This is a genomic window from Escherichia whittamii (assembly GCF_014836715.1).
GTDB lineage: Bacteria > Pseudomonadota > Gammaproteobacteria > Enterobacterales > Enterobacteriaceae > Escherichia > Escherichia whittamii.
The window spans coordinates 85,026-111,865 of record NZ_JACSQI010000015.1 but is presented as its reverse complement, the minus strand read 5'-3'; the positions used below and the strand labels follow the sequence as shown (position 1 = coordinate 111,865).

Below are 26,840 nucleotides of genomic sequence, written 5' to 3'. Positions count from 1 at the left end.
TGGGGCAACGTCGCCCAGCAGCTGGGTGACAACGGTTACAGCGATACCCAGGGAATGCTGGGCATGAAATATCTCTTTTAATGCCACTTTGCCACCTGTCACGTACAGGTGGCACTCTTTTTAGATCCACGGTCTTTGTGAGCGCGCTCGCATTCAGTCATTTTCACTATAAATATGATGAAGTTAATTCAGCTTATTTATGGATGAAATCACTATGGACCCTTTGCACGCCGTTTACCTGACTGTCGGGCTGTTTGTCATCACTTTTTTTAATCCAGGCGCAAATCTCTTTGTCGTGGTTCAAACCAGTCTGGCTTCTGGTCGTCGCGCGGGCGTACTCACCGGGCTTGGTGTGGCGCTGGGCGATGCCATCTATTCCGGCTTGGGATTGTTTGGTATGGCGACGCTCATTACCCAGTGTGAAGAGATTTTCTCGCTCATTAAAATCGTCGGCGGCGCTTATCTCTTATGGTTTGCCTGGAATAGCATACGCCGCCACTCCACACCGCAAATGAGCGCGCTACAGCAGCCGCTTAGTGCGCCATGGTATGTGTTTTTCCGCCGTGGACTCATTACCGATCTCTCTAATCCACAAACCGTTTTATTTTTTATCAGTATCTTCTCAGTGACGTTAAGTGCAGAAACGCCGACCTGGGCGCGTTTAATGGCCTGGGTGGGGATCGTGCTCGCGTCTATTATCTGGCGTATATTTCTTAGTCAGGCGTTTTCTTTACCCGCCGTGCGTCGCGCATATGGACGTATGCAGCAAGTTGCCAGTAGGATTATTGGGATGATTATTGGTGTATTCGCGCTACGGCTGATTTATGAAGGGGTGACGCAGCAATGAGTTGATAATTAAATTTCTACGTCATCAACACGATTGAAAAGTTGGACCGCCATCGAGGCCTCGAACCCCGTACCATACAACAATCCTGGTTGTCGTCTGCTCTTCCTGATGAGCTAATGGCGGTTTTTTGATAAGAACCTTACAGCATATTTCCTGTCAGGCCCTGGTGCGATGCATAAGATACAGAAACAGCCCTACGCAAACATGACGGAATTATGATTTTTTTCATATGAATGTCAACTCATACATTCACAATATATCTTTATTGATCGTTAATTAAGCAATGGCGAATCCCTGTCGATTTACCCGCCCATGGCATTCCCTACGCCAGGGGAGTACCCGCCAGCACCGCTTCAAAATCTGCGGCGGTCAGATCGGTTGCCCCTTTGAGCATATCTCTCGCCAATGCCCGGCGTCGGTTCAGTAATTCATCCAGCGTTTCTTCAAAAGTCATTAACTGGCTATCACGCACCGTCGGATAATAGACGTAAACATCTTTCTGCTGCCCGATACGGTAGGCCCGATCGGTCGCCTGATCTTCCTTCGCCGGATTCCAGCAACGAGTAAAGTGGATGACATGATTTGCTTTTTGGACATTGACACCAAACCCAACCGCGATGGTGGATAAGATAATGACGTTAAAACCGGGCGTTGACTGAAATGCATCGATCAAGCTCTGACGATTTTGATCGCTGCCAGATTTGGTACTGGTATCACCATTAATAATAAAAGGCTTAAAACCAAATTGCTGCGCAATCAGATGTTGCAGTTCTCGTTGAATATCGCGCAGTTCCGTAAAAATAATTACTTTGTCATCGGATGACTGGCGAATGATGTTTAATGTCTCCAGCAGCCATTTTACTTTCGGGGCATCGTTCCGTAAGCGCAGATCTGCACTTACGGAATAAGGCCATGCGCAAATAAGTTTCAGGCGATGCAGTAACCCCAGCATACCTGAGCCTCGTTGATCCAGCCCTTCGCTGATCTCCTGTTGGTTTTGCCAGCTTGCAACCGAGTGGGTATAGAGATCCCGTTGCAATGGCAGCATATCCAACTGCTTACAGCGTTGATCTTCAATTTTATCCGGCAGGTCTTTCGCCACTTCTTCTTTGGTGCGGCGCAGCGTCTGCGGTTCTATTAATTTACGTAGCGATTCTAGGACAGCATTATCATTCTGTTGCTCAATGGGGCGCAGATAATCTTTACCAAAATTATTTAAAGCCCCCAACAAACCTGGCTGAACGAAGTCAAATAAACACCACAGATCGACAAGGGTATTTTCGACCGGTGTTCCAGTACATGCGACTTTAAATTGTGCCTGAATGGCTTTTGCCGATTGGGTAATTAATGCCGCCGGATTTTTAATTTTCTGCGCTTCGTCGCACACCATTATGGACCAGGGCTGACGAGCCAGGGAAAATTCCTGATCGCGCAACGTCTCATAGGTGGTAAGAACAATATGCGCGTCCCCCACCCAGTCACTTTGCAGTAAGTTCTTAATCCCCTTACTTTTAAGCGCCTGAGGAATGCTCTCTTTCGCGCATTTCTTAGCCTTAAGTTCATTACCGTAGAGTTTTAAAATCGACACCTGCTCGCGCAGAAAGAAATTCCCAACCTCACGCTCCCAGTTATCAAGTAACGACACCGGAGCAACAATCAGCGAAGGAGGCGCATCCGGGAAACGTTCACGATGCCAGATGAGAAAAGTTAAAATCTGTAAGGTTTTACCCAGCCCCATATCGTCCGCCAGTAAACATCCCGCCGTCTCGGTTGGCGACTTTAGATACAACTGCTGGAGCCACGCCACACCTTTACGCTGGTGTTCACGTAGCTGAATGGACGTTTTGAGGATCATCGGCAGTTCGACTTCTGCCTGGTGTGCACCGAGCAAAGAATCCCGCCGTTGTTTAACATACAGCGCCTGCTCGATATTTTGTTCTATTAGCAGAACGGCGCGACTGACAGGCTCACTACTGACGCCATCATTTGTTTCACCGTCGATTTTCTTTTTCCATTTATCGTGGAAAATTTCTGCTTCTTCACGGGGCAAAAGGTTGTCGTTCCAGGGCATGGCGACTTCCGGCGCATCCGTGGCTTTTGCCTCTTCCAGCCGCTCTTCCAGTTCCTGAAAATGTTGATGATTATCGAGATCCCAGCCAGAGAACATAGCCTCGCACATCTCTTGCGCAAGGTTCTCCGGAAGCCATTTTTCACTTTCACTTTTGACCAGATAAGGCGAACTTATTTTTTCAAATTCACCGATCCCGATAACCCGGTCGCTGTATTTATTCAGATCGAGGACGTGGGTAAAATTCATTCCCGCCGCCTGTTGCTGCCAGTTTTCAAGCAACGCCTGATAACCTTGCAGTTCTTCCTGGCTGAATCTGGAAAGCTCCAGATCGTACCCCTGCCAGACTCCGGCGGGCAGTTGTGCTGCTAACTTTTGCTCCAGTTCAGAGAGCAACGCCTCCAGCTCACCAGGTCGTTTAAAAATATAGGTTTCATCCGCCACAGATTGCTCAGTTCTGGGACTGAGAAGAAGCGTTACCGACGCAATTTGCTTGTTTTCATCAATCTGCGGTTCCAGACGGAAATCATAAAAGTAGATCCCGGCGTCCTGTAAATTCTGCTCATAAACGTCAGGATCGAGCACCTGGCTCGCCTCTTCACCAATCCAGGTATAGGGGTTGCGAACAAATGAGAGCGCATCATCCCCCGCCACGCGACGCCCCGTAATAGCGTGCACGGAGGTCAGGACGTCTTTGACTTCAGGAGAAAGAATGACATGGTTTAAGACACCATCGTCCCCTAAAACACGGTAACGATCCTGCACCTGTTGCGTGCGGTCAAAACTCTGTAACCAGTTGGCAGGCTGCTCATCAAAAACAGGTTCAATTTCCAACACCGGAGTATCCACCACCAGCGATTTTCGCAGTTTTAACTGCAACGATTCCGGCCTGATGACGATCGTTTTCGCAAGATAGTCATCCAGTTTTGCCCCTGCTTTTTTGGCCTGCCGCCGTATTTTAGCCCAACTGGTTTGGTTGACCGTTTCGCCCGGCGTCTGTCGCTGCTGCAACCTGAGTTGCTGTAGTGCGTCCAGAAGCTGCCAGTTCTCTTCACTTAACACAAAGGTGCCTTCCGCAGAGGAAAAGCTGGCGCCTGTACAAGTTATCTCAACGGGGCGATAGTCATCAGGCAGGGTCCATTTATCAATGAAAACGCGAAAAGTATCATCGCTAATGCTTCCTGTTGCAGCAAGATGAGCCGTCAGATTGCGCTGTGGGGGAAAAGAGAAAATCGCCAGACTGCTGGCATAGTCGTCATTTTTCCAGATGCGATAAAAATCATCCCAGCTAAGAAACCAGCAATCAGACCAGTGAGAAACATAATCTTCCTCATGAAGCTGTTCCAGGCATGAGGCGACAGGCCAGTTATCTTCGCTATCGGCAAGACTAAAGGGGAAAGCAAAGCCCTCTTCTTTCATCACATACAGCGGCGCAAATGAAGCGGGTAGCGAAGTATTCTCTTTAATAAATTTACCCAACAATTTTTTGAACACTATTTGCTCCAGTAAGTAAATTTACCCAGCACCGGTTTAAACCCAAGGCTGAGTAATTTTTGTGCCGCTTCATGGTCAGGTTCATTGAACTGAATGTGGATTGCGCCCCCCAGCCCTCGTTTATCCATCACTTTGCAATCGACCGAACGAATAATCTCCCGGATTTGCTGTTCCCGGTCAGGGAGCTCTTTTTTGGCTTTTAACGAGGAGGCGATGATTTTGATTTGCTCTTCCCGGTCTGACTTTGCATCACTGACTTCATGTTCAGGTAACGATGCAGGTTCAGGCCGACTCACGGTCTTTGCCGCATTGAAGCGAGAGATATCCAAAGTGACAGGGGACTGATTTATATCTTCCGCAACGTAATAAATACCCAACTTACGAAGTTCTTCGTCATATCGGCTCATCCACCCCTCAATTCGGTTGAGTGAGTAGAGAAATACCGGCGACAAATGCGGTAAACGCAACCGGACTTTGCCTCGGTTATTCCGCTTATCTTTCAGATCAAAATCAATATCAAGAATGCCGGTTTCCGGATTAAAGGGCGCATTACCCATATGGTAGGCATACATCGCCCCCACTTTCGAAAATTCGACAAACAGATAATCGCCGATACGCATAATCATGGCATTGTTATCGCGTGAACCAGAACCTTGCAGGCGACTTAATCGCCCTGCGTTTTTCGCCCTGAATTCAACATAATCGGCATCTTTGGATCGCAGCGCATCTTCGCCCAGCACAATGCGCGTATAGCTCATTTGATTGGCAAAACGTAACCAGTAGAACAGGCGCGCATGGTCAACATCCCGATTGCCTTTCAGCAATTCAAAGAACAGTTTCAGGTCGTCTTTGGCGAACCATCCTTGCACCATCAGTAATACGGGATTTTCAACGTGAACCTGCCAGCTTTTATTACGGCTGGTTAACTGCGGATTTCCCCAATATTCCAGGGCTAATTGTTTGAGTTCGAAATGCGTTTGATGTTTAAAAGCCGACTGATAATAACGGGTCAGAGTGGCTGCCAGAATATTATCTTTAAACCGCGTAAGCTGGCGGCTTAAGGCGATAAGAGAATTAATTTTCTGCTGAAAAGCATCGTCAGTCAGGCAAAAAATCTCATTGACCAGGTGGTTAACAATTTTGCGCCATAACCAGCTGGTTTGCGGAATTTGCGCGACTTTCTCCAGCACCGAAATATCTGTGATTTCTCCACGCCCAAGCTGTTGTCCGAGAAGAAAACCTGCATTATCGGTAAAAATATCGCTATAGGTGTCAATGACCGACATCCAGGACATCTGACGCGGAGCACTCTCTTTTAGCTGCTGAAACCCGCGAGCAATCTGCGTGCGTAGCTGAAGCCACTGTGGATTCTTTTCCGGCGTATCGCTGGAATGACCAAAGTAGCTGGTGCATAACGCCAGCCATTCGCGGCGTGTTAACCGCTGCTGCACAATTTTTTGTTCAATTTCAGCGATAATCCTCGCGAAGTTTGTTGCATCATCAATCAATGCAATTTCAAACAGATCGCCTTCTGCCACGTCATTAAGACCAAAAAAAATCATCTTCCACTCGAAGGGCTTTGGCATCTCCCCCGCACGCAGTCGGGCAATAGCCTGACGGCGTTTCTCCAGAGGGGGAACCATCTGCACTGCACGAGCATCTACCTTCCTCTCAAGTTGCGCGATAACGCGCTGAAGATAGTGAAAAGCGTGACTTACCGTCGGCTGCACGTTCTGCTCCCGATAGGGCAGCAAACGGGTTTTCAGTTTTTCAATAGCGGAAGTCATTGCATGGCTCCCAACTGACAGGTTTCCTGACTAATGCCAGGAACAACATCCATGCTTTCGTCGTGTTTTTTGTCTTTCAGGCCAAAGAATTGCATCCGCAGTTCTACGCGACGGCTGGCTTCTTTGCTCTCTTTCGCATTGTTGAACGAAACCCCGCCCGCCAGAAATAATTTGCGGATCTGGACTTGCTGTTCCGGGGTTATTTTTTGCTGTAGCGCGCTTCTGCTATCCAGCAGACTGCACATCACCCATTCCGAGCGTTGCAACGAAAGGTGCAAGTTATAGAGATAAGAACCATCGGTATCCGTAAAACCTTCTATAACAATTTGCTTAAACCATTTTTTGCCTTCATCGCTATTTGCCGCCTCCAGCACTAACGGCACCACATCCTGTAGCGCCTGTAATCCTTCGGCATTAAGCGCAAAGCGATTGTGCTCAAAACGCCCGGCTTCACCAAAGCTGATACGGTTGTCATGGCAGTCAACCTGAATCGTCTTGTTAAGATTCTTTGCCTGAAGCTCAAGTTTTTCACACAGGCGAGCGATATCATGCCCGCGCGATTTCTCCCCCGCCTCCGCCTGCTGGATCCGCTGCGTAACAGAGCTCAGTGATGCCACCATCACCACCAGAAACAACACCATCATGGCAGTCATCAGGTCTGCATAGGAGATCCAGAAGGGTTTTTCCGCTTCATCGCTGCGCCGTTGCCTGCCATTAAATACCCGGTTAAACATCAGCCTGTTCCTTACGCGCGACGATGACGGAGTACTGTTTCCAGTGTATCCACGCTTTCACCGATAATCTCAACCGAAGAACTTAAGGCTCCCGCCGCTTTAGTCAGTTGCGTATCCATCTCCTGCAGTGAACGATTCAGGCCGTTTTCCACTCCGGTCGTAAAGGATTCAAAACTGGTTCCCATCACCTCGGCAATGTTATGCAGGAACTCCTGGGCCTCGCGGTTATATTGTTGCAGGCGTTCAGAATACGCCTTCAGATCGTCAACAAAACGGCTGCGCGATGATTGTTCATCATGGCTACGATTAATCAGCGTTTCGAGTGCCGTTATGGCATTCGCCACGACTTCGCGAGTATTACGATAATCGGCAATCAATGCCCCCAACTCCGCGCTGGCGCTGGAAAGAGTACGTCCCGCCTGTTGCGTGCCATTGAGCACCTCGGCGGTCAACTGATTAGCCTCGGCGACACGATCGCCCGCAGCTTCAAAGCGGTCGGCAGCCACGCGCATTTTATCGGCTCCTGTTTGTATCTGTTCCAGATGGCGCGTGGTGCTTTGCGCCATCCGTTGCAGCAGCTCGCCAGAAGCCGATTGCTGTTCACGCAGCATCTGCATCAGCGACTCAACCTGACTTTCAAGTTGACCAATGATTCGCTGCGCTTCCTGTTGTAACGCACTCTGCGCTGATTGCTGTTGCTGACTGAGCGACTTCTGACCTTCTTCCAGTTGCCCAAACAGGTTGCCAAGTTGGCTACCCAGGTGATCGATACCGCTGGTCATTTTCTCTCGCAGGGCATCCTGACCGGAGTGCATGGTTTGCTGTAACGACGTCATAAACTGTTGTTGTTGCTCAGTCGCCGCCTGCTCACGCGCTTCGCTACGTGCCAGAAGCAGCTGAGTCTCTTCATGCAACACGCGTTGCCCCTGTTCCTGAGTCTGGCTCATCTGTTTTTGCCCGGACTCCAGTTGGCTGAATACGCCCGCCAGGTTTTGCGTCAGCGTTTCGACACCTTTGCTCATATTGCCCATCAACAGATTTTGCGCCTGATTTTGCTGCTGATTAAGTTGCTGCTGACCATTTTCCAGCTGTGCAAAGAGCGTCGCCATATGGCTGCCAAGCGTATCCACGGAAGCCGCCATTTTCTCCATGGTTTCATTTTGCCCTTGCTGAACACTGGACTGGATAGCCTCAATAAACGCGCGCATCTGTTCCGCCATCGCTTTTTCACGCGCTTCGCTGTCGGCAAAGATTTTTTCCAGTTGTTGCGCCATCCGTTCGCCCGCGCCTTCGCCTTCTGCGCCAATACGGGCAACGGACTCCTGCAAGCTGCGCAGCATCTCATTCATCCCTGCCTGCATCTCCTGCTGACCGCTTTTCATTTCGCTTAACAGTTGAGAGATCAGTTGCGCGCTGCCCTGACGTGAGTCATCCCCGGCCTGACGCATATCCTGCAACAACGTTGAGAAGCCGCTTTGCATAGACTGAATGGCTTCCACTGAACGCCCCATCATCTCCTGCATGGTGGTGAACTGCTGACCAAAGGTGTTATCCATTTTGCTCATAAAGGCAGTCAGGACGTTCTCCAGCATCGACTGCACACGATGGCTCTGATCGCCGGAGGCGGTTTGCACCACGCCAGCAATTTTATCCAGCGGATTTTTCAGACTGGTTTCGATAGCGCCACTGACCTGTTCAGCAAATTGTTGGCCTGACTCGCGGTATGTTGTTGATAATGTCTCTGCCAGCTTTTGATTTTCCCGCATCTGGCTATCCACCAGGTTTTGCAGCATTTCGCGCAGGTCAGTAACCAGGCCATCCTTAAGTTGCCTCGCATGGGTAGTGTTTTCTTTAGTACTGGAAAGAAGCTGCGAAAGGTAATCTTCACCGACGCCCCCCTCAAAAAGCTGGTCAATGCTGGCGGTAAGGAGTTCAAGGTTTTTATAGCATTGCGCCAGTCGCCATTTTTCAAACATAGTGACCAGAATGGAGAACGTAATAGCAAACGCCGAACCTAAAAACGCATACAGAACGTCGCGTAAAAGGTTAGCGACGCTGGCGCTGACCTGCTCTGGCGTACTGGGGTCAAAATGGTGCAAACCAATCATCAGCCCCGAAAAGGTGCCGATGATCCCAATTCCGGTCAGGATGCCTGGGAGATGTTTAAACGCTTCCGTATAGAGAGGAATTTCGACTAATAACGGTTCCGTAAACCATGCTGACGCTGGAGCCGTTGAGCGAATGGCGCTAATTTTTTTTTGCCCGCTATTTTCATCAAACTCAAACTGGCGATGTAGAGACTCTTTAAATTCGCTCCAGGGGTGCGCAAAAAATTTATCAGAGAATAACGCGTCTAATTTTTCGAGTTGTTGTGCCGGTTTTTCATTGCCAAGTCCCCGAATTGCTTTCGTTTTTTGTTTAAAGCGCGCTGAAACCCTAAATGAAGGAATAGCGTAACGGACAATGAAACCCAACAACAAAACCCCAACCACAATAGCGACATAAATCGGCACATTTTCTGGATTAACAGAGGTTAACGTGTCGAGGAACGAAGTCAGCGAAAACATCTAAATACCTTGAGTGAAGGAAAAGAAATTTGCAGGGCAGAACATCACCAGCAAGGAAAAAAATCGCCCGCTCATTATAGGAAAAGTCTCGATTTTTACATCAATAAAACGTTATATATCTCACAAAAACATTGATCACACGCATACGTAAGAAATTTAAATCGCTTGGCGAAAATAATTCACAGAATTTATGCTTTATGACACAAAGATTGGGGATTTTATTTTTTCGCCGCCAGACTTACGTATGAAACTTTTTCATGGGGCGCGCTGCTTCTAATAACGTCCAGTCACTATTCAATGAGACAATTAAATGAGTGAGATTGACATTAAGGGCGATGAAACGCTGGTTGCTCTGCTACTGAACGCCGACAAAAACGATATCGATCTGCTGATTGATTACATTACGCCAGACGGAAAATTTAATTTTTCCCAGTCTGACCGCGTTAAAAAGGCCTTGCGCGATGGTAAAAATAGCGAAGCTGTTGATGAGGAAACATTGCGTTTGCTGATTCGCGAACTGCAACATTTTGGCGGTAACACCGTAATGAATCTGTTCCGACGCAATGGCGTTAGCTATAGCGAAATAGTTGACGATGTCGCCAGCCATCTGAAAATCAAAGTCGCGAAAAATGCCCCGGTAAAAGAAAAAGAATCACTGATTATTGATGCCGTTTTCGCTTCATCCTGGAGCAAAATGTCAGATGACGATCGCCGTCAGCTTCTCCGCGATATGGGAATTAACACCAGTATCAGCCTGGATAAGCTGTCACGTATGGAGCTGCCACTTTTGCAACGTGCGGCAATGGTAGCAAGCGGTCTGGCGCAGATCGCCACGGGGAAGGCACTACCGCTCATTGCGGGTCTGGGGATAGGTCGCGTGTTGGGCGTTCTCACCGGTCCTGTCGGGTTAGCCCTCACCGGCTTATATACCGCTTATGATATTTCCAACCCGGCGTTTCGGATCACCTTGCCCTGTGTGGTGCAAATTGCCTGGATTCGCTTAAAAAATTCCCGCCATCACCGTCTGAGCGAATCGGTATCATCAACGACAATTTCAACCGCAAACTATGACAATCGCTGGGTGTTTGAAAATGAAAAGTCGCAGCGCGTTTTAACTGTATCGTCTATCGCTTTAAATAAAATTACCCATCCCGACACTCTGGTACGGCATGACATTACTGAAATTTCACGGTTAGGCCCACTCTTACAGACGCTTCCTTCGCTCGCCACCGCCGCCCATATTGCCAGTCATCACTATATGGAAGTTATTATTGATGGCGCACTGGCGAAAGTGAAAGATGGCTCGGGATATCGTGGCTTCAGCCTCGGGGAAAAAGGGATTAAAGCGCACGCAGTTTTGCTGAACCCTGACAAACTGAATCAATTGGTCAATGCCGGCATATTACTGAATGTCGCCTCGGCGATACTGGCGCAAAAACATCTGGCAGATATCAGCAACAAACTAACGCAGATAATTGAAACTATTCGGGAGATTTCTGCATTCCAGAACAATGCCCGCAAATCTGAAATTGTCGGCGCTATTCAGTATTTACAGCAAATCACGCCTGTCGTCATTGAGGGGCAATCTTCGCCAGAAATACGGCAAATGCTTGAAGCTATCGAAAAGGATTTTTCAACACTCCAGGATCATCTACTGACGGATATTGCCTTTGCTGGCGAGAAGGTAGCCTCTATAAATGACGGCAGTTTTTTCAGTAGCGCAACAATCACCAGTAAAATTCAGGCGCAACAAAAAATTATCGAAGAACGGACGATGGAGTGGGATTTAGCGATGAAGGTACGCGGGCAAGCATTGCATCTGGTCAGCCATAGTGAGGGTCAGACGATGCTGGTAGAGCGCCGCCAGCAGGCTATAGAACATCATTACGCGCAGTTCGATACGGTTATCAGCAAGGTAGAAAAACAATTACAGTCACGAATTGATAGCATCAGCGCCGTAGCGGAACAGGCGAATACCACCAGCGCCAATAAAGTCATTTTGCGAAAATGGTGCAATAACCGCTTAATGCCGCAAAAAGTAGCAATTAAGGAAGCTCGCCAGGCGTTCGACCAATTCCAGCAAAATATGCTGGACAAGCCGTTGCAGACCAGCCGCATGTTGGTGGAAATGAAAGACGGTAAACCAGTGAAGTGTTATGCGTTGCCGGATGCTTAAGGCGGCTCGCAATATTTGCGGTGTGGTTAGCGGTGTCATTCATAATTTCTCCGGCTCAGGAGAATCAAGGCCAACAACCCTGTATTCAGGCTGCCCCACTCCCTGGGGCTATAAATCTCTTACGACTCACCGTTGCAGACATTTCAAATGCATATCACTCTGCCACACGCCCCCACACCAGTTGCCCTTTATGGAACGTTGCCGTGCGCGGTGAAATACGCGCTACCGCCTCGGCGGAACAGGAGGCGTCCACCAGCACAAAGCTGGCGTCATCCTGCGCTTTTGGCCAGACACGCTCGCCTTTTTCATTCAGCGGCAATACATCACCAGTGGCTAAAAACAGCGAACGGGAGAGGTTCTGCTCATTGGGACGAATATAAAGCTGCGCGTACAGATTGGCCTTTTCCAGCATGTCTCCCAGGCCGTAAGGCGACCAGTGGTCGATAACGCTGTCGGTGCCGGTCATGACTTTCACGCCCTTGTCGTGCAGCTGTTTGAGCGGCATATGTAACGTGCCAATCGGCACCGTCGAGGCGATAGATATTTGCTGCGCCGCCATGCGATTCGCCAGCTCATCCACCTGTTGCTCGTTGAGCGTTGCCAGCGCAAAGGCGTGGCTGATGGTCAGCTTGCCCTTCAGCTGCGGCGTTTTTTCTACCGTTTCAACCATATAATTGATGGCCGCCACGCCCGCAGGAGTGGTTTCGTGCAGGTGAATATCAACGCCTTTGTCATAGTCCAGCGCAATCTGGAACATGGTATCGAGAGATTTTTCCATCGCGCCATCAACACTGGTGGGGTCCAGCCCGCCGACGTAATGCGCCCCTGCCTGCATCGCTTCACGCATTAAGGGTTCAGATTTCGACAACAGCAAACCGTGCTGCGGGAAGGCGACAATTTCACACTCGAAGCCCGGCTGACGTCGCGCCAGCACCGCCTGCAAATTTTGCAGATTTTTCAGGCCGGAAACCGGTTCGATATTGCAGTGGCTGCGGGCAATGGTGGTGCCTTTCGACTGCAATAAATCGATCAGTTTTTCCGCCCGCTCCTGAGTGTACGGTTGCAGCTCCGGCAGCATTTTCTGCTCGAGCGCGATCATGTCCTGGATGGTGGTGCCTGCCGGACGATTGAGCGAGCGCCACGGCCCGCCGTAAAAGGTTTTGTCGAGATGAATGTGCATGTCGCGGGTGGTGGGCAGCATCAACTTACCGCCAGCGTCATAGTGCGGCAGCGTGGCGTCCGGATGTTGCTTGTTCTCGCGCAGGGCAACAATTTTACCGTTCTGAATCTCCACGGTCTGGCGCGCCGTGCGGGTCTGCACCGCCACGCCGTTTTCGTAGTCAAAACCGGTTTCCAGCAGCACGTTGTCGAGATAGTAGTGCGGGTCAGTGATTTTCATGGTGTTATTCGCTTCGCAGTTTGTGATGCCAGAGACCGCCGCATGGGCGAGTGGCACAGAGGTACCAAACAGCGCGGCGGCGGTGACCATCTTACCGCTCTGGCTCAGAAACTCACGGCGGCTATTGCTTTCTTTCATCTTACGTCCTTACGTTTTAATAATATGAGTGCCCGTTTCACCGCGCAGCGCCGCTGGCAGGCATTCCGGCGTGGTGATAATCACTTCTTTACCGCCCTGTTCCAGGAACGTCAGGCTGGCGATGATTTTTGGCAACATGCTGCCTGGCGGGAAATGCCCTTCCCGCATATAGCGGGTCATGGTGGCAATATCTACGCGATCGAGCGCCTGCTGCTGCGGTTTGCCAAAGTGAATACACACCTTTTCCACGCCGGTGGTGATCACCAGAATGTCGGCGTGAATTTCGCGGGCCAGTAGCGCGGTGGAGAGATCTTTGTCGATAACCGCGTCCACGCTTTGGTAATCCCCCGCTTCGCTGCGCACCACCGGAATGCCGCCACCGCCCGCGCCAATCACTACAAAGCCTTGTTGGATCAGCGCCTTAATGGCAGGTGCTTCAACAATACGTTTCGGTTCCGGCGAGGCGACCACGCGGCGATAGCCTCGTCCGGCGTCTTCAACAAAACGCCAGTCAGGGTTTGCCTTTTGTAACTGGTCACGCTGGCTGTTACTAAAGAATGCGCCGATGGGCTTGGTGGGATGAGCAAAACCTGGATCGTTTTTATCCACTTCCACTTGAGTCACCACGGTGACGGCTTTTTTCTCGCCGTGGCGCGCCAGCCGGTTGTTCAGCGCCTGTTGGATCAGATAGCCAATGCCGCCTTGTGTATCCGCCACACAGTTCGCCAGCGGCGTTAAGGGCAGCCCTTCGCGCTCGTGGGCAATCTCCGCGCGGCGTAAATCCAGTCCGACCTGCGGCCCGTTGCCGTGGGTCAGCACAATGTCGTAATCGGAAGCCAGCATTTCCAGCACCGTATCGGCGACGGCTTTCACCGCCTCCGCCTGATGCTCAATCGACTGGCTGGCGTTATCTTTGATAATGCTGTTGCCACCAATGGCAACGACCACAAGTTCTTTCATGTTGTTATGTCCGCTACAGAGGGTGATGAGGTTATGAGAGTAAGGTTATGACCAACGCCAAATTGCCTGATGCGCTACGCTTATCAGGCCTACAAACTGGATAAGGCATTCACGCCGCATCCGGCAATGGTGACAAATGCCTGATGCGCTACGCTTATCAGGCCTACAGATTCTTGCACCATTCGTAGGCCGGATAAGGCGTTCACGCCGCATCCGGCATAAACACGCAGGTCAGACGCCGTAACGTTCGCACCAGCCAAGAATGGCTTTCTCGAAGCAGGCGAATGGTGGGTGCACAATGCCCGCGCCAATCATGCCGACGCCTGCATCTTTATGAGCAATGGCGGTGTTGATCACTGGCAGAATGCCGCTGCTACCCACGCGGGTGATGTCGATAGCCGACGGCACGCCCATAAAACCGAGCAGCGGGATGGTGACGTTGGGGTTTTCGCCAAGAGTGATTTCGCGCATCTGACGAGAAAAATCGATAGCTTCTTCCACCGTGCCGCCCACCAGCGCGACGATTGCAGGCGCGGTCGCCATGGCAAATCCGCCAATACCGTAGGTTTCGGTGATGGCACTGTCGCCGATATCCAGCCCCGAATCTTCCGGCTTATAACCGGCAAACATCGGGCCGATGACCTGCTGCGCCGGGCCGGTAAACCACTGCCCCGGCAGGCCGCTAACCCGCAGGCCGAACTCAACGCCGTTACGCGCCATGGTGGTGACCACGGTGCTGTATTCGATGCCGTGCGCCGCATCCATCGCCGCTTTACACATCGCCATCCACGTCGGGCCGGAGAAGTAGTCGCTGCTGGCGACAAACTCAAACACTTCGCGCTGTTGCTCGACGGAATAACCTGCCTGAATAATCCCCGGCGTCAGCGCCTGAATCAGCAACGTCGTCCCGGCGTTGTTGCGGTTATGGCACTCATCGCCCATATGCAGCGCCTGCGCCAGCATTAAGCGCAGATCGATCTCACCAATAATTTTCATGGCGTCGCGCAGCATTGGCCCCTGCACATCGCGCATCCAGTTGAGGCGGTCGATCACGCTCTGGTCGTTAGCGCCCATACGCAAAATCTTCGCCATCTGCTCGCTCATGTTGGTGTAAGCGACGTTGCCGTAGGTTTTGTTTTTCACGATGTGCATAAACATCGAGGCCGAGGTGACGCCCGCCATTGATCCCACACAGTCGTGTTCGTGGCACGGCGAGAAAGTGATCTCCCCGGAGGCCGCCAGTTCAGCCGCCTCATCGAGATCTTTCGCCAGCCCTTCGAACACCAGCGCCCCGGTGACCGCGCCTTTCATCGCGCCGCACATTTTTTCCCAGGTGACCGGCGGCCCGGCATGAAGAATGGTTTTCGGCGTCATACCCGGCACCACGTTAATCGCCTGATCAAAGCCGATCAAAACCGGATGCGACTGGATAATGCGCTCCAGCGCCTGCTGGTTAGCGGCGGCGATTTTGTCTGCCAGCGGCGAATCGGCAATGTTGTCCAGTGCCTGCACCACCTGCATATTGCCCTGCCCCGGCGGCGTCCAGTCGAGTTGGGTCACTTGTACATGCTGCTTTTTCAGGTCATCGCTAAACATGGCGATGCCGACGTTAATAACGTTCAACGGTTGGCTAAACAGTGACTGGCTCATCAGGCTTCCTCCCCCTTGCAAATAAATTCACGCGCCAGCAATCCGGTATTGGTGCTGCTGCTGGCCAGAATCACTCCGGCATCAAGCAACATCTGGCTTTGTTGTGCTAACGATGGCGTGTCGAGATCGGTGCCCAGTACATAGGCAAGAATGATCAACTCGCGCCCTTCGGCAGCGGCGATCGCTTTCGCTTCTTTGATCGCCTCGATAGTGGAACCAACCGGATCTTCATGCGATCCAAATCCGAGCACAAAATCCATCACGATCACCGCCACTTCCGGATCGCGCGCTTCTTCGATCAAGCGGCTGATACGGTTGGTGGGGTCAATCATTGGATGCGGCTTGCCGTTGGTGAAATCATCATCGCCAAAGTCGAGGAAGGTGTGTTTGATGCTGCGGTTGATATCTTTCAGGCGGAATTCAGGGTCGGGATGGATGTTGCTGTAAACATCGCCGTGTTTTTCCATCACCGCGAACATGGTTTCGTCACACAGCGTACCGCCGCAGAACAGCCCACGAATGTATTTCTGCTGTGGTTGCAGACGCGCGCGGACATCAGCAATCAACGGCTGGTTAAGCGTATGCAGGTCGAGATGTTCTTGCTTCACGCCGGAGAGCAGCACCGCTTTCAGCGCCGCCTCTTTGGTGCCGCGGGCAAACTGTAGCCCCTGCCCATCCACTGGCGTTTCGCCACGACCGAGGAAGCAGACCACCACCGGCTTGCGGCAGGCGCGCGCGCGCTCCAGTACTTTGCGGGCCACCGCAGGCGCAGGCGGTTTGGAGATAAGCGCAATGATTTCAGTTTGCGGATCGTTTTCTAACATGCCGATGGCGTCGAGCATCATCAGGCCGCCGATTTTCTCGCTCAGGTCGCGCCCGCCAGTACCAATCAGTTGCGAAACACCGCCACCAAATTCATGGATTCGTACGCTCAGTTCCTGGCTACCAGTGCCGGATGCGCCAACAATACCGATGTTGCCGCGACGCACGGCGTTACCAAAGCAGAGCGCCGCGCCGTTGATAATCGCCGTGCCACAGTCTGGCCCCATCATCAGCAACCCTTTTTCGTGGGCCAGTTGCTTGAGCGCTAGTTCATCTTCAACTGAGACGTTATCGGAAAACAGCATTACGTTGAGGTCGTTTTGCAGTGCCTGACGCGCTTCGCGAGCGGCAAACAGACCGTTGACCGAAATCACCGCCAGGTTACTTTCCGGGATATGCTTTTTGGCGCTGGCAAGGGTGGCATAGCGCGCCTCATGCGAGCCGCTTTGCGCTTTGGTATTAAACAGCTCTTCAATCTCCACCAGCAACTGCTCGTTGTCCGCACCCGCTTTGCCATTGATGACAATCATCAGGTCGCCGTTTTTCGCCTGTTCCAGCTCCGGCGTCAGCAGCCCTAAATTCTTCAGCACGCCTTTGTTCATTTCGGTCGCCATCGCCACAAATGCCTGCTCGACACCGTCGAGTTTATTTGCACGCGTGGAGATGGACATCAGCGAGACAGAATCAAAATAGGTATTCGGTTTAATGACTATTTTAACTGACATAATTCCCTCCGTAGGTTTGACTCAGCGCACAACCATCGGCCATGCCATACAGCATGTCGCAGCCGGAACTGGAGCCAATATGTTTAATTTTTTCTATTGCCTGAGTTGCGTTCTCAGGGATGTCATTAATAATATTGCGAATAAAACGATGAATATTCTCCCGACAGCGTTGTTGTAATGCGGCTTCCAGCGTAATAGCACTTAATAACGTGGTATTATTTCTGCCGCGTTGCAGGCCGAGATAAAATTCCTCTTTGTATTTTTCTACCGGATGCCCGGAAATAAATAAAACAAGCGCCATGCCTGTTAAATAATCATCGGCTGATGGTGTCAGGCCAATCCCTAATCCCATCATGTTGGCGACCGCTGACGCGATATTTTGTTTATCGTTTACTGCCTGAATAACAGCATGTCGCCTGATATGTAATTCTTTATTTAACGCCCGATAAAAGGGATTATCGCCGCGATAATTAAACAGGGTTTCATTTTCCCCCAGGTGCTGATGAATAATGTCGTGCCACTGTTGCCAGGCGATAAGGTGAAATTTCTCGGTGGCCACTTGCAGTGCTGGGGACAGCCAACGCTGGCAACGACTCATCTCTATATGAAGATGTTGACCAACCGTAATGCCTTGATCGTCAAACTGAACCTTATCACCATGCCGGAACAGACCATCAAAGTGAGTGAGTGCCAACCGACAACTGTTTGGCGCGTTGTCGTATTCTTCACAAAGCAGCGTCAGCAACTGCTGGCGGGCCGGGAGTACAATATTTACCGCTCTGGCAAAGACTTGTTCAACCAGCCCTTGCCCCCGCTGCGCCAGAAAATCCGCATCCGCAGTTAGCGCCCACACACACCTTCTTTCTGGTGTGTCGATAGCAAGCCTCCCGGTTTATGCGCCTGCAGCAATCAGCAACTGAGTAATCTCTTCAAAGCCCCGTTCACGCGCCAGTTCCAGCGGCGTTTTGCCATATTTATCCGTCATATGCGGGCTGGCCCCGTGCTCCAGCAATAACTGGACAATTGCCTGCTGTTTAATCCCGCCATCGTTAAGCACAATCGCTTCCAGTAGCGGCGTCCAGCCAACATGGTTGGTCTGGTTAACGTTAATATCGGTGTGCGCCAAAAGCTCTTTTACAATACTTAAATGACCTTTTTCACAGGCAGGCGTCAGGCCGACACCGCCAAAACGGGTAACGCAATTAAGGTCTGGTTTAGCCGGTAAAATAATTCGTAGCAGGGTTAAATCACCGTTCAGGCAGCTCATTAAAAAAGGATTTAAACTGGTCTGATCTTGTTTATTAATATCCGCACCAGCTTCAATTAATGCCTGAACACAAGCATATTGCTGATATAAACTTGCCAGCGTAATTGCCGTTTTCCCCTGACGATCGCAGGTATTAATATCGACACCCAGCGCAAGGCAGGTTTTTACTTTATCGATATCGCCCTGTTGTGCAGCCAATAAATAGTCGGCAGGTAGATTTTTTATACTCATTAACATTCCCCTGGTTTTTGTGGCTGTTTTCGATGAATTGAGAATAGCAACGATAATCTGATAAAAGAACCCGCTTAAATTTAATTCGCCGTATTTCGCCTTTTTTTTGAATGATGTTCAACAATCTTTTCGCAGTGTGCGGTAGTGCAATATTTGTCTCTTTCTCGCCATACCCTTTCACTCAATCAGGTTTTATTTCTCTATAGTCTGCACATGTAAGAGTAGCTTTCGTCCATGTCTAACCAGAGGGGAACAAGATGAACGGACTCACGGCAACGGGTGTAACCGTCGGTATTTGTGCAGGGCTTTGGCAGTTAGTGTCTTCACATGTCGGGCTCTCTCAGGGATGGGAATTATTAGGAACGACAGGCTTCGTCGCCTTTTGCAGTTTTTATGCCGCAGGCGGCGGTAAATCGGGATTTATCAAAAGCCTGGCGGTTAATTATTCCGGGATGGTGTGGGCGTTTTTCGCCGCGCTGGCTGCCGGATGGCTGGCCTCTGTGAGTGGGCTGTCCGCGTTCTGGGCGAGCGTGATTACTACTGTGCCTTTCTCAGCGGTGGTGGTCTGGCAAGGACGTTTCTGGTTACTGTCTTTTATTCCCGGTGGCTTTCTCGGCATGACGCTATTTTTTGCCAGCGGGATGAACTGGACGGTGACGTTACTTGGGTTCCTGGCGGGTAACTGCGTGGGGATAATTTCGGAGTATAGCGGACAAAAATTAAGCGAAGTGACGACCAAAAGCGACGGGTATTAAAAGTTATTCAAAAATGATTATCTATCTTTAATCGATACATCTACAGTTGTGGCTGGAGAAATTCATATTAGAAAATGGCGGAAATGGTTTAATGAACTCAATTTTTACCGAAGAAAATCTGTTGGCGTTTACTACCGCTGCGCGTTTTGGCAGCTTCAGTAAAGCGGCAGAAGAGTTGGGTTTAACCACTTCCGCCATTAGCTACACCATCAAGCGTATGGAGACGGGGCTGGATGTGGTGCTGTTCACTCGCAATACCCGCAGCATTGAGTTAACCGAGTCCGGGCGTTATTTTTTCCGCAAAGCAACCGACCTGCTGAATGATTTTCACGCCATCAAACGCAGTATCGATACTATTTCGCAGGGCATAGAAGCACGGGTTCGCATTTGTATTAACCAGCTACTTTATACGCCCAAACACACCGCGCGCTTATTGCAGGTGCTGAAAAAGCAATTTCCAACCTGCCAGATTACCGTCACCACCGAAGTGTATAACGGTGTCTGGGATGCGATTATTAATAATCAAGCGAATATCGCTATTGGCGCCCCCGATACACTGCTGGACGGCGGTGGCATTGATTACACTGAAATTGGTGCGATTCGCTGGGCATTTGCCATTGCCCCGGATCACCCATTGGCCTTTGTGCCGGAGCCGATCGCTGAAAGTCAGCTACGTCTCTACCCCAACATCATGGTGGAAGATACCGCGCATACGATTAATAAAAAGGTGGGGTGGTTGCTGCACGGGCAGGAGTCGATTCTGGTGCCAGATTTCAACACCAAATGCCAGTGCCAGATTTTAGGTGAAGGGATTGGTTTTTTGCCGGATTACATGGTCCGTGAGGCGATGACGCAATCGCTGCTGGTTACCCGACAAATCCATAACCCGCGCCAGGATTCGCGCATGCTGCTGGCGACCCAGCACTCTGCAACGGGTCAGGTGACGCAGTGGATTAAAAAACAATTTACACCTAAAGGGATATTAACGGAGATTTATCAGGATTTACTGCATCGGGAGAATTGATACCAACCAACCTCCCGACGCACTCTGAATAGCGGCTTACATCAACCACCGTTTTTCATTACCCATTCAGAAATAAATTTATGACCGGGTACTGGCGGGGAGTACAAATAGCCCTGCAAAAAGTGAACGCCTTTACCGATCATTAAATCCGCCTGTTCCTGAGTTTCTACCCCTTCCGCCACGATACTCAGACCAGGCTTACGCGCCAGTTCGACAATATTGTCGACAATATGACCGGAGATTTCGTCCACGCTCGCCATTTGCACAAACGACTTATCGATCTTAATAAAATCTACCGGGAACGCCTGCAAATAACGATAGGTCGCATAACCAGTACCAAAGTCATCCAGCGCAAAGGTAATGTTGTGCTGATGAAGGCTGTCAAATATCGCTCTGGCTTCTGGCGTTACCGGAATAGGGTTACGTTCCGTCAGCTCAAGAACCAGCTTGATTTTATCGTTACCTAATTTCTTAACCAGGTTCAGACACTCTTTTTCAAATCCCGTAGCCAAAAAACAGCCCGCCGATACGTTGATACCAATATGGAAATTGTCCGGCAGCAAATGTTTTACCGGCATCAGAATATCCGCAGTCTGTTTCATTAACTGGCGGGTCATTATGACGATAAGACCAGATGACTCCGCCAGAGGAATAAATTGATCCGGCGGGATGATTCCCGTTTGCGGATGCTCCCAGCGAACAAGCACTTCACAGCCTGTCAGTACCCCTGTCTGTGCACAAAATACCGGTTGGATCCACGGTTTGAATTCATGGTTTTCCAGCGCCAGGCTGATGGCTTCAGGTGTGACAATATGGTGGCAACGGTTGTCAGGAAGATAGATTTTATTTTTACTTCCCGTGGCGGTGGTTACCTGCGGATGATACTGAAAAAAGATATCCCGCCAGAAGGTAATATCACTCTGGATACCTAATTTCTCATACAACTGCTTCTTTTGATGTGAAATTGTCTTTGCACTGCGATTTCTGTACTGTGAGATTTCTGTAACCGACATCCCCTCCATGAGCAGCTTGAGTAAAAGCCGTTCTTTTTCGGACACAATACCAGGCAACGTCAAATTAACCGTTGCGCCGAACTCTTCCAAAAAAACACTCAAATCATGCGAAGCCATTTAACACACCTTGATTAAATCTTGTGCACCAGCTTAATCTGCTTGTCTTCACTCTGGCAGGAAAAGCTGACTGCAAGAAAATGACATAGAGAGTCGAATTTGTACCCATTCGGCTCTCTCCTTTTACTTATTATTCAGATCAGAATTGCCACTTAACGCCAATCATTGCAGAGGTGTCATTATATCCCTTATCAGCAACCTGAACGCCCACATTTCCCCAGACATTCAGGTTGGCATTTAGCTGTCCTTCAACACCCGTTTTTATCTCGGCAATATTTCGGGCGCCATCCTGAGTGACTGACACGCCATCCATGCTGGTGCTGAAATCCTTACTGTTATGCAACCAGTTCACTTCCACAAATGGCTGGAACTCGCGGGATTTGCCATCGTCCATTTTATGATGGCTCTTCAACCAGGTTTTTACGCCAAGTCGAGTCTGAATGTTGCCGTCGCCGCTGCTATCAACAAGAGTACCGTTGCTTTCGCGATGCTTATCGGCCTTAACTCCCATCCAGGTAACCTGCGCTTGTGGCTGAACATACCATTCATTACGCGTTCCCTGGCTGCCATTAAATTCCGCTAATTTGTGTTTGTATCCGGTTTCCAGTGAAGCGGTAAATCCTTTTGATTTATAGGATTCACTTTGTAAATCATCACCCTTCACTGTGTTATCAAACCAGCTGTACTGCGCCCAACTGTCGAGATACGCTCCATTATGCGACTCGTCATCAGCATACCAGGTGGCATACAGGCCTGTGCTATATCCGTTCACACTCGCTTTTGAACGATAACCGGTTCGCGAGGAAATGGTTTTGCTGTCGCTGTTGCCATATCCCGCCATGACCCCAACATGCCAGCGGTCGCTGCCGTTTTGGCTCCACTGCGCGATATCGCCTCCCAGTTGCAGAACATAGCGATTGCTTTGGGTTTTCAGCTGACCGCTGCCATCGCGCCATTTATTGTGGCCACCTTCATGGCGCATCCACATAGAGGTTTGTTTCTGCTCACCCGTCACCATGTCGGTATAGTACGTATTTCCCAGACGCTCATGCAGACGAGTCGTAAACATTGCATTAGCTGCTGCAAGGTTCGCGATGTAGCTGCCCGCTTCCGGCCGCAGATCATTATCCACATTCAGATCCGGACCCGGCGTCGGCTCTGGAGTCGGAGTCGGTGTCGGCTCTGGAGTCGGTGTCGGGTTCGGATTAGGCTCCGGATTAGGCATCGGCTCTGGTTCCGGCTGCGGTTCAGCGGAATCACCACCGCTGGTCAGATACCAGTTACCGCTGTTTGCCCCCTGGCCACGTGCGAGAGTGTAGTCATACGCGCCCGCAACAATACGCCCCGCCTGAACAAACTCCCCCTCAGACTTACCGTCTACATGGATAAGTTCGATACCGTTAAGTGTTTTCGCGCCTGTACCACCAGCGTTATTCACCGTAACGGAGGTCGTGCCGCTGGTATCGCCCTCGACAACCAATTTATCAGTCACTGAATCATCGCCATTCAGTGCCGTATTCATCACCAGTCGGCCGTTATCACCGTGGTAGTTCCCCTTCACAACCAACGCGTTGCCAGCTTGCTGTCCTGACACTCCGGTCATCAGCGTACCGTTGTTGGTCAGATTACCGCCCAGAGTGTAATTAACAGGGGCCGTCGCTCTTTTTTCACCTTTATTATTTAACACCAGGGTACCGTTGTTCTCAACGTTTGCTCCCCCCAATCCCTGTGCATGACTTACCAGGACATTAGCCGAGCCAGCAATATTCATATTGGCCGTCAGGTTGCTGTTATCGCCCGCGAGGTCCAGCGTGCCGTCCTGAATATTCAGCTCCCCGTTACCCGTTAACGAACCGGCTGAAGTCCCCCCGTTGGCAAGAGTCAGGCTCCCGCCGTTTAAGTTCAGCAGCGAATCGGCGCTGCCATTGAGCGTATCCACGGTCTGGCTGTGACCATTCATATCCAGTTCAGTCTCTGCCGCCAGACGCAGTTCACGGGTATTACCTAACACATTATCGTTATTCAATAAGAGCGTCCCGCTGCGCAGATCGGTAATACCGGTATAGTCGTTGTCTTTGTTAGAAAGCGATACGGTCTGACCTTTCTGGCTGCTGAATGCCAGGTCACCACTACCGGTAATCTTTGCGCTGAGATCGGCGGCATTCTCGCTTTTACCGTTAGCACTCAGCACCAGGGCATCGCTGTCGGTAGCCTGCAAATCAAGCTGCGTCAGGCCATAGCCGATATACAGGCCATCATTGTTTACCCCACTCGTCAGACGATAGTCGTAAGTGCCGACGGCCGCTGTTTGTCCATTCTGCTGAATATCACGTTGGGCGCTGCTGGAGAGGATTTGCCCATTTTTATCCTGCAATTGCAGATTACCTGCATCCCCCAGAACCTCCGCACCTTGCGCATCAACCAGCTTAATGGCGCTGTTACCATCATCAACTTCAGTGAGCGATAACGCAGAATCAATATCACGAGATACTGAGCTTACAACGTTACTGTCAGAAACCTGAATCACACCCTCGCCGCGCAAATCCAGCGTTTTACTAACGTTGACCGTCCCTTCTGTCATCTGTGCACCCGCTGTCAGGGCACCAAAATCAACGGTTCCGCCGGAGAATCCCAGAGTGCTAATGGAATGAGCGCCCTTACCCACAGTTATCTGGCTTCCCTGACCCGCAGTGATCCCGCCTCTTTGCAGAAACTCAGCATTCTTTTCCAGGTTAAATGTCGTGTTCTGGAACGCCAGTGAACCCTGGAACCAGTCTGTATAAGCAAACTCATCGAAGGAGAATTCGTGATTCCCCATGTTTATTTCAACAATGCCTCTACCTTCAAGATCGTTATCAAATACCCAATCTTTGTTGGCATTAATTTGCAATTTGCCATCAACATCCAGCTCTGCACGGCCGATATTCTTGTCTTCAGAAATAACCGCGACAGCATCGGAAGCAACATCAATATATCCGTAGAATGAATTGTTATTGCCGGTCAACTCCACCGTCCCACCGTCGATACTTATTGTACCGTTGCCAGAGATCTTATTGGCAAAGGTCATGCTATCGTCAGCCTTCAGGTGTAATTTCCCGCGGTTGTTGATTTCTGCTGTACCTATATTTTGAGTGATCCCTAAAGCGCCATTTTGCTCAATTTTGACTTTACCGCTAAAGGCAGAGTTATCACCGGTTAAGTAAGTCGTGCCATTGAGCGCATTGATATAGCCCAGGCCCTCGCTGCCACTAACAATATCCGCGGAAATAGTCGCGTTTTTATCCGTGTGGTTTAAGGTGATTTTCTTCTCGGATGTCGAAGCCCACACAAACTCAATTTTTTCAGCATCAATAATCCCTGCCGCTTTCGCATCACTCCCTTCCTGCGCACCTAACGCCAACTCCGAGTTGGTGCTTAAACTAATAGTAGGCGCAGAAATTTTACCACCTTCCGAGACTGCCAACGTTGTATCGGAGTTTTGATTATAATAGCCCAGGCTAATTTGCTTACTGGCATTAACTTCACCGCCGTTATTAACTGACAGATACTGATTACCACCGTAACTGCTGAAAACGCCCATAAAGAAGGTTTCAGAATTTACCTGGCTGCCTTCCCCACTGACATTTCCCTGCGTATAAGTCAGACGACTGGTACCCTTAACATGAATTTTGCCGCCATTGGAGACATTAAAATAGCCGCGATCATGCCTGGAGCCGGAGTTTGAGTCATAGAGATCATCAGCATACAATTCACTACCGGCATTTGAGACGTTCAGGAAACCCGTCCCTTTCAGCAGGACGTCAAGCTGACCATTGATATAGACTTTCCCTCCGGTGATATCCAACCCGCCACCAGAATTGAGTGTGAAACGTGGACGAGAAGTGTCTGTAACGTTGATAACCAGATTAGCATTATCAGTCACCGTAATACGGTAATCGATGTTCTGATCGGCTTTGCCGTAATCAACAGTCTGGTCCTGGTTCACGATGAAATCACCAGAGAACGCCAGAGATGAATATAAACTTATCGCGCTAATTAAAACAGCCCGGGACTTTTTTCCTTTTATTTTGCTTCCCAGTTCAGAGCAGACGCTCCAACAGTTACGGGACCTGTTCCACTTTAGCCGATATATTTTATTCATCACAATCTCCAGCAATACATCCAAATAAAACCAAGATTGCTTAAACAGCAACGCATAAAATGCCATCCCGGTTGCTGTTCATCGCATATATAAATTCAAAAAAATCGCATAACATTGATAACCACATACCTGGGTATGTAGTTCAGAGAGCAATAAAAAATTAACTTACTACCGGACACCTATTTCAAATTAACAATCTTAACTTTATCCTTACATTAGCACCCAGTATCGAACATACGCGCATTATATGTATCTAAGAACTCAAATCAACTCAAAATATAAACAAGAAGCAGGCGTTTCGTATTTAATATATAATCAGCAAAAGTAATAACTCTAATTAGGTATTTAAATATAAGAATTGTCTTATTAAAAAATATATATGCGCATAGGACTGAATCCATTCAGCTTTTATTCATATAAAATCGTTAATTAATAGAATATATGATTTACAAGTGACTAAGAGAAATTACAAGATATGAAATTACAACTATATATAATATATGCATAAAACTCTACAGAAGGTCAATGATTCTCGCACCATATGCAGACATGGCGCAGTTTTATGCAATAGCAATCATACGTTCTGGAACATCACGCTATTCCCTGGGTATCGATTGTCAGACCGATAAACAGCTCGACGAGTTTGTGCCTACCGCCTTTCCCCCGTGCGAACGTGCACGAGACGGCAGTGGCCGAAGGTGAAGCCCGCGTATACGAACCGGAAGGCCTGTGCGTGGTGGACACGTCAATGATGACTGGCGAGAAGCACGGCTGCGTATTTTGTGGCGAACAGAATGCCGCTACGAGCTAAAAATTCAGTCGCGACTTGATTTAACTGTAGGCCTTGCAAGGTTGAGAGTTACCGTTCTGATACGGGACTAAATCCTGCTATAAAAACCTGAGGTAACTCTCATGCTACTCCCTC

General features: G+C 49.8%; 18 protein-coding genes and 1 pseudogene. 6 read left to right on the top strand and 13 right to left on the bottom strand.

Translation table 11 applies throughout. The annotated features are described in order from the left end of the window. On the top strand, positions 1-81 hold an 81-nt coding region (locus H9644_RS22015), incomplete at its 5' end, for an autotransporter outer membrane beta-barrel domain-containing protein (RefSeq protein ID WP_123057982.1). Between the two features lie 133 nt (positions 82-214). Further along, the gene (locus H9644_RS19165; RefSeq protein WP_064530512.1) at positions 215-847 is read left to right on the top strand and encodes a LysE family transporter; all 633 of its coding nucleotides are present in this window, start codon (positions 215-217) and stop codon (positions 845-847) included. Between the two features lie 16 nt (positions 848-863). On the opposite strand, the pseudogene H9644_RS22090 reads toward H9644_RS19165, so the two are convergent. The 5 genes and pseudogenes from H9644_RS22090 to zorA1 all read right to left on the bottom strand — a co-directional run bounded on the left by H9644_RS22090 (position 864) and on the right by zorA1 (position 9,497). Then, positions 864-1,029, bottom strand: a pseudogene (locus H9644_RS22090) (hypothetical protein). A gap of 140 nt (positions 1,030-1,169) precedes the next feature. Then, a complete protein-coding gene (gene zorD / locus H9644_RS19160) occupies positions 1,170-4,409 on the bottom strand; it encodes a type I Zorya anti-phage system protein ZorD (protein ID WP_191776050.1) in 3,240 nt (1,079 codons plus the stop codon). Continuing rightward, positions 4,409-6,196 (bottom strand): type I Zorya anti-phage system protein ZorC, encoded by a 1,788-nt coding sequence (gene zorC / locus H9644_RS19155; protein ID WP_064530510.1) that lies wholly within the window; start codon positions 6,194-6,196, stop codon positions 4,409-4,411. Before zorC ends, zorD begins: the two co-directional genes overlap by 1 nt. Further along, complete coding sequence (gene zorB1 / locus H9644_RS19150) at positions 6,193-6,930, bottom strand: type I Zorya anti-phage system protein ZorB1 (protein WP_064530509.1); 738 nt, start codon at positions 6,928-6,930, stop codon at positions 6,193-6,195. The genes zorC and zorB1 overlap by 4 nt, the downstream gene beginning before the upstream one ends. Positions 6,931-6,941: 11 nt before the next feature. Next, positions 6,942-9,497, bottom strand: coding sequence for a type I Zorya anti-phage system protein ZorA1 (zorA1, locus tag H9644_RS19145; protein WP_191776047.1), 2,556 nt, complete (start codon positions 9,495-9,497; stop codon positions 6,942-6,944). 310 nt (positions 9,498-9,807) lie between these two features. Between zorA1 and H9644_RS19140 the strand changes: the two genes are divergently transcribed. Further along, complete coding sequence (locus tag H9644_RS19140) at positions 9,808-11,673, top strand: YaaW family protein (RefSeq protein WP_191776043.1); 1,866 nt, start codon at positions 9,808-9,810, stop codon at positions 11,671-11,673. Positions 11,674-11,827: 154 nt separating this feature from the next. On the opposite strand, the gene H9644_RS19135 is transcribed toward H9644_RS19140, so the two are convergent. From H9644_RS19135 to H9644_RS19110, 6 genes are all read right to left on the bottom strand, one after another. Beyond that, positions 11,828-13,210: an amidohydrolase family protein gene (locus H9644_RS19135; protein WP_191776040.1), complete on the bottom strand. Its 1,383-nt coding sequence runs from the start codon at positions 13,208-13,210 to the stop codon at positions 11,828-11,830. Positions 13,211-13,219: 9 nt separating this feature from the next. After that, on the bottom strand, positions 13,220-14,170 hold the full coding sequence (locus H9644_RS19130) for a carbamate kinase family protein (protein WP_191776037.1): 951 nt from the start codon (positions 14,168-14,170) through the stop codon (positions 13,220-13,222). Between the two features lie 231 nt (positions 14,171-14,401). Next, entirely contained in the window at positions 14,402-15,820 is a 1,419-nt protein-coding gene (locus H9644_RS19125) for a YlbE family protein (protein ID WP_064530504.1), read from the bottom strand. Beyond that, positions 15,820-17,367, bottom strand: a complete 1,548-nt coding sequence (gene fdrA, locus H9644_RS19120; protein WP_064530503.1) for an acyl-CoA synthetase FdrA — start codon at positions 17,365-17,367, stop codon at positions 15,820-15,822. The genes H9644_RS19125 and fdrA overlap by 1 nt, the downstream gene beginning before the upstream one ends. Then, entirely contained in the window at positions 17,357-18,220 is an 864-nt protein-coding gene (locus H9644_RS19115; protein ID WP_105289524.1) for a DUF2877 domain-containing protein, read from the bottom strand. The genes fdrA and H9644_RS19115 overlap by 11 nt, the downstream gene beginning before the upstream one ends. Before the next feature lie 39 nt (positions 18,221-18,259). Next, complete coding sequence (locus tag H9644_RS19110) at positions 18,260-18,865, bottom strand: ankyrin repeat domain-containing protein (protein WP_105289523.1); 606 nt, start codon at positions 18,863-18,865, stop codon at positions 18,260-18,262. Between the two features lie 257 nt (positions 18,866-19,122). Here H9644_RS19110 and H9644_RS19105 point away from each other — a divergent pair, with 257 nt between their 5' ends. Both H9644_RS19105 and H9644_RS19100 read left to right on the top strand, forming a co-directional pair. Then, on the top strand, positions 19,123-19,620 hold the full coding sequence (locus H9644_RS19105) for a DUF1097 domain-containing protein (RefSeq protein ID WP_064530500.1): 498 nt from the start codon (positions 19,123-19,125) through the stop codon (positions 19,618-19,620). A 91-nt stretch (positions 19,621-19,711) separates the two neighbouring features. Then, positions 19,712-20,644: a LysR substrate-binding domain-containing protein gene (locus H9644_RS19100; protein WP_064530499.1), complete on the top strand. Its 933-nt coding sequence runs from the start codon at positions 19,712-19,714 to the stop codon at positions 20,642-20,644. A 41-nt stretch (positions 20,645-20,685) separates the two neighbouring features. Here the strand turns inward: H9644_RS19100 and H9644_RS19095 are convergent, their stop codons facing one another. Both H9644_RS19095 and H9644_RS19090 read right to left on the bottom strand, forming a co-directional pair. Next, on the bottom strand, positions 20,686-21,774 hold the full coding sequence (locus H9644_RS19095; RefSeq protein ID WP_064530498.1) for an EAL domain-containing protein: 1,089 nt from the start codon (positions 21,772-21,774) through the stop codon (positions 20,686-20,688). 139 nt (positions 21,775-21,913) lie between these two features. After that, positions 21,914-25,915, bottom strand: coding sequence for an autotransporter outer membrane beta-barrel domain-containing protein (locus H9644_RS19090; protein WP_191776034.1), 4,002 nt, complete (start codon positions 25,913-25,915; stop codon positions 21,914-21,916). A 688-nt stretch (positions 25,916-26,603) separates the two neighbouring features. On the opposite strand from H9644_RS19090, the gene H9644_RS21750 reads away from it, so the two are divergent. After that, entirely contained in the window at positions 26,604-26,726 is a 123-nt protein-coding gene (locus H9644_RS21750; RefSeq protein WP_262364636.1) for a hypothetical protein, read from the top strand. Positions 26,727-26,840: the final 114 nt, after the last annotated feature.

Coding starts and splice junctions, on each gene's coding strand:
- H9644_RS19130 (WP_191776037.1), bottom strand. CDS start 14,170: ATGAAAGAACTTGTGGTCGTTGCCATTGGTGGCAACAGCATTATCAAA.
- H9644_RS19090 (WP_191776034.1), bottom strand. CDS start 25,915: ATGAATAAAATATATCGGCTAAAGTGGAACAGGTCCCGTAACTGTTGG.
- H9644_RS19110 (WP_105289523.1), bottom strand. CDS start 18,865: ATGAGTATAAAAAATCTACCTGCCGACTATTTATTGGCTGCACAACAG.
- H9644_RS19100 (WP_064530499.1), top strand. CDS start 19,712: ATGAACTCAATTTTTACCGAAGAAAATCTGTTGGCGTTTACTACCGCT.
- H9644_RS19135 (WP_191776040.1), bottom strand. CDS start 13,210: ATGAAAGAAAGCAATAGCCGCCGTGAGTTTCTGAGCCAGAGCGGTAAG.
- fdrA (WP_064530503.1), bottom strand. CDS start 17,367: ATGTCAGTTAAAATAGTCATTAAACCGAATACCTATTTTGATTCTGTC.
- zorC (WP_064530510.1), bottom strand. CDS start 6,196: ATGACTTCCGCTATTGAAAAACTGAAAACCCGTTTGCTGCCCTATCGG.
- H9644_RS19095 (WP_064530498.1), bottom strand. CDS start 21,774: ATGGCTTCGCATGATTTGAGTGTTTTTTTGGAAGAGTTCGGCGCAACG.
- zorA1 (WP_191776047.1), bottom strand. CDS start 9,497: ATGTTTTCGCTGACTTCGTTCCTCGACACGTTAACCTCTGTTAATCCA.
- H9644_RS19165 (WP_064530512.1), top strand. CDS start 215: ATGGACCCTTTGCACGCCGTTTACCTGACTGTCGGGCTGTTTGTCATC.
- H9644_RS19105 (WP_064530500.1), top strand. CDS start 19,123: ATGAACGGACTCACGGCAACGGGTGTAACCGTCGGTATTTGTGCAGGG.
- H9644_RS19140 (WP_191776043.1), top strand. CDS start 9,808: ATGAGTGAGATTGACATTAAGGGCGATGAAACGCTGGTTGCTCTGCTA.
- H9644_RS19125 (WP_064530504.1), bottom strand. CDS start 15,820: ATGAGCCAGTCACTGTTTAGCCAACCGTTGAACGTTATTAACGTCGGC.
- zorB1 (WP_064530509.1), bottom strand. CDS start 6,930: ATGTTTAACCGGGTATTTAATGGCAGGCAACGGCGCAGCGATGAAGCG.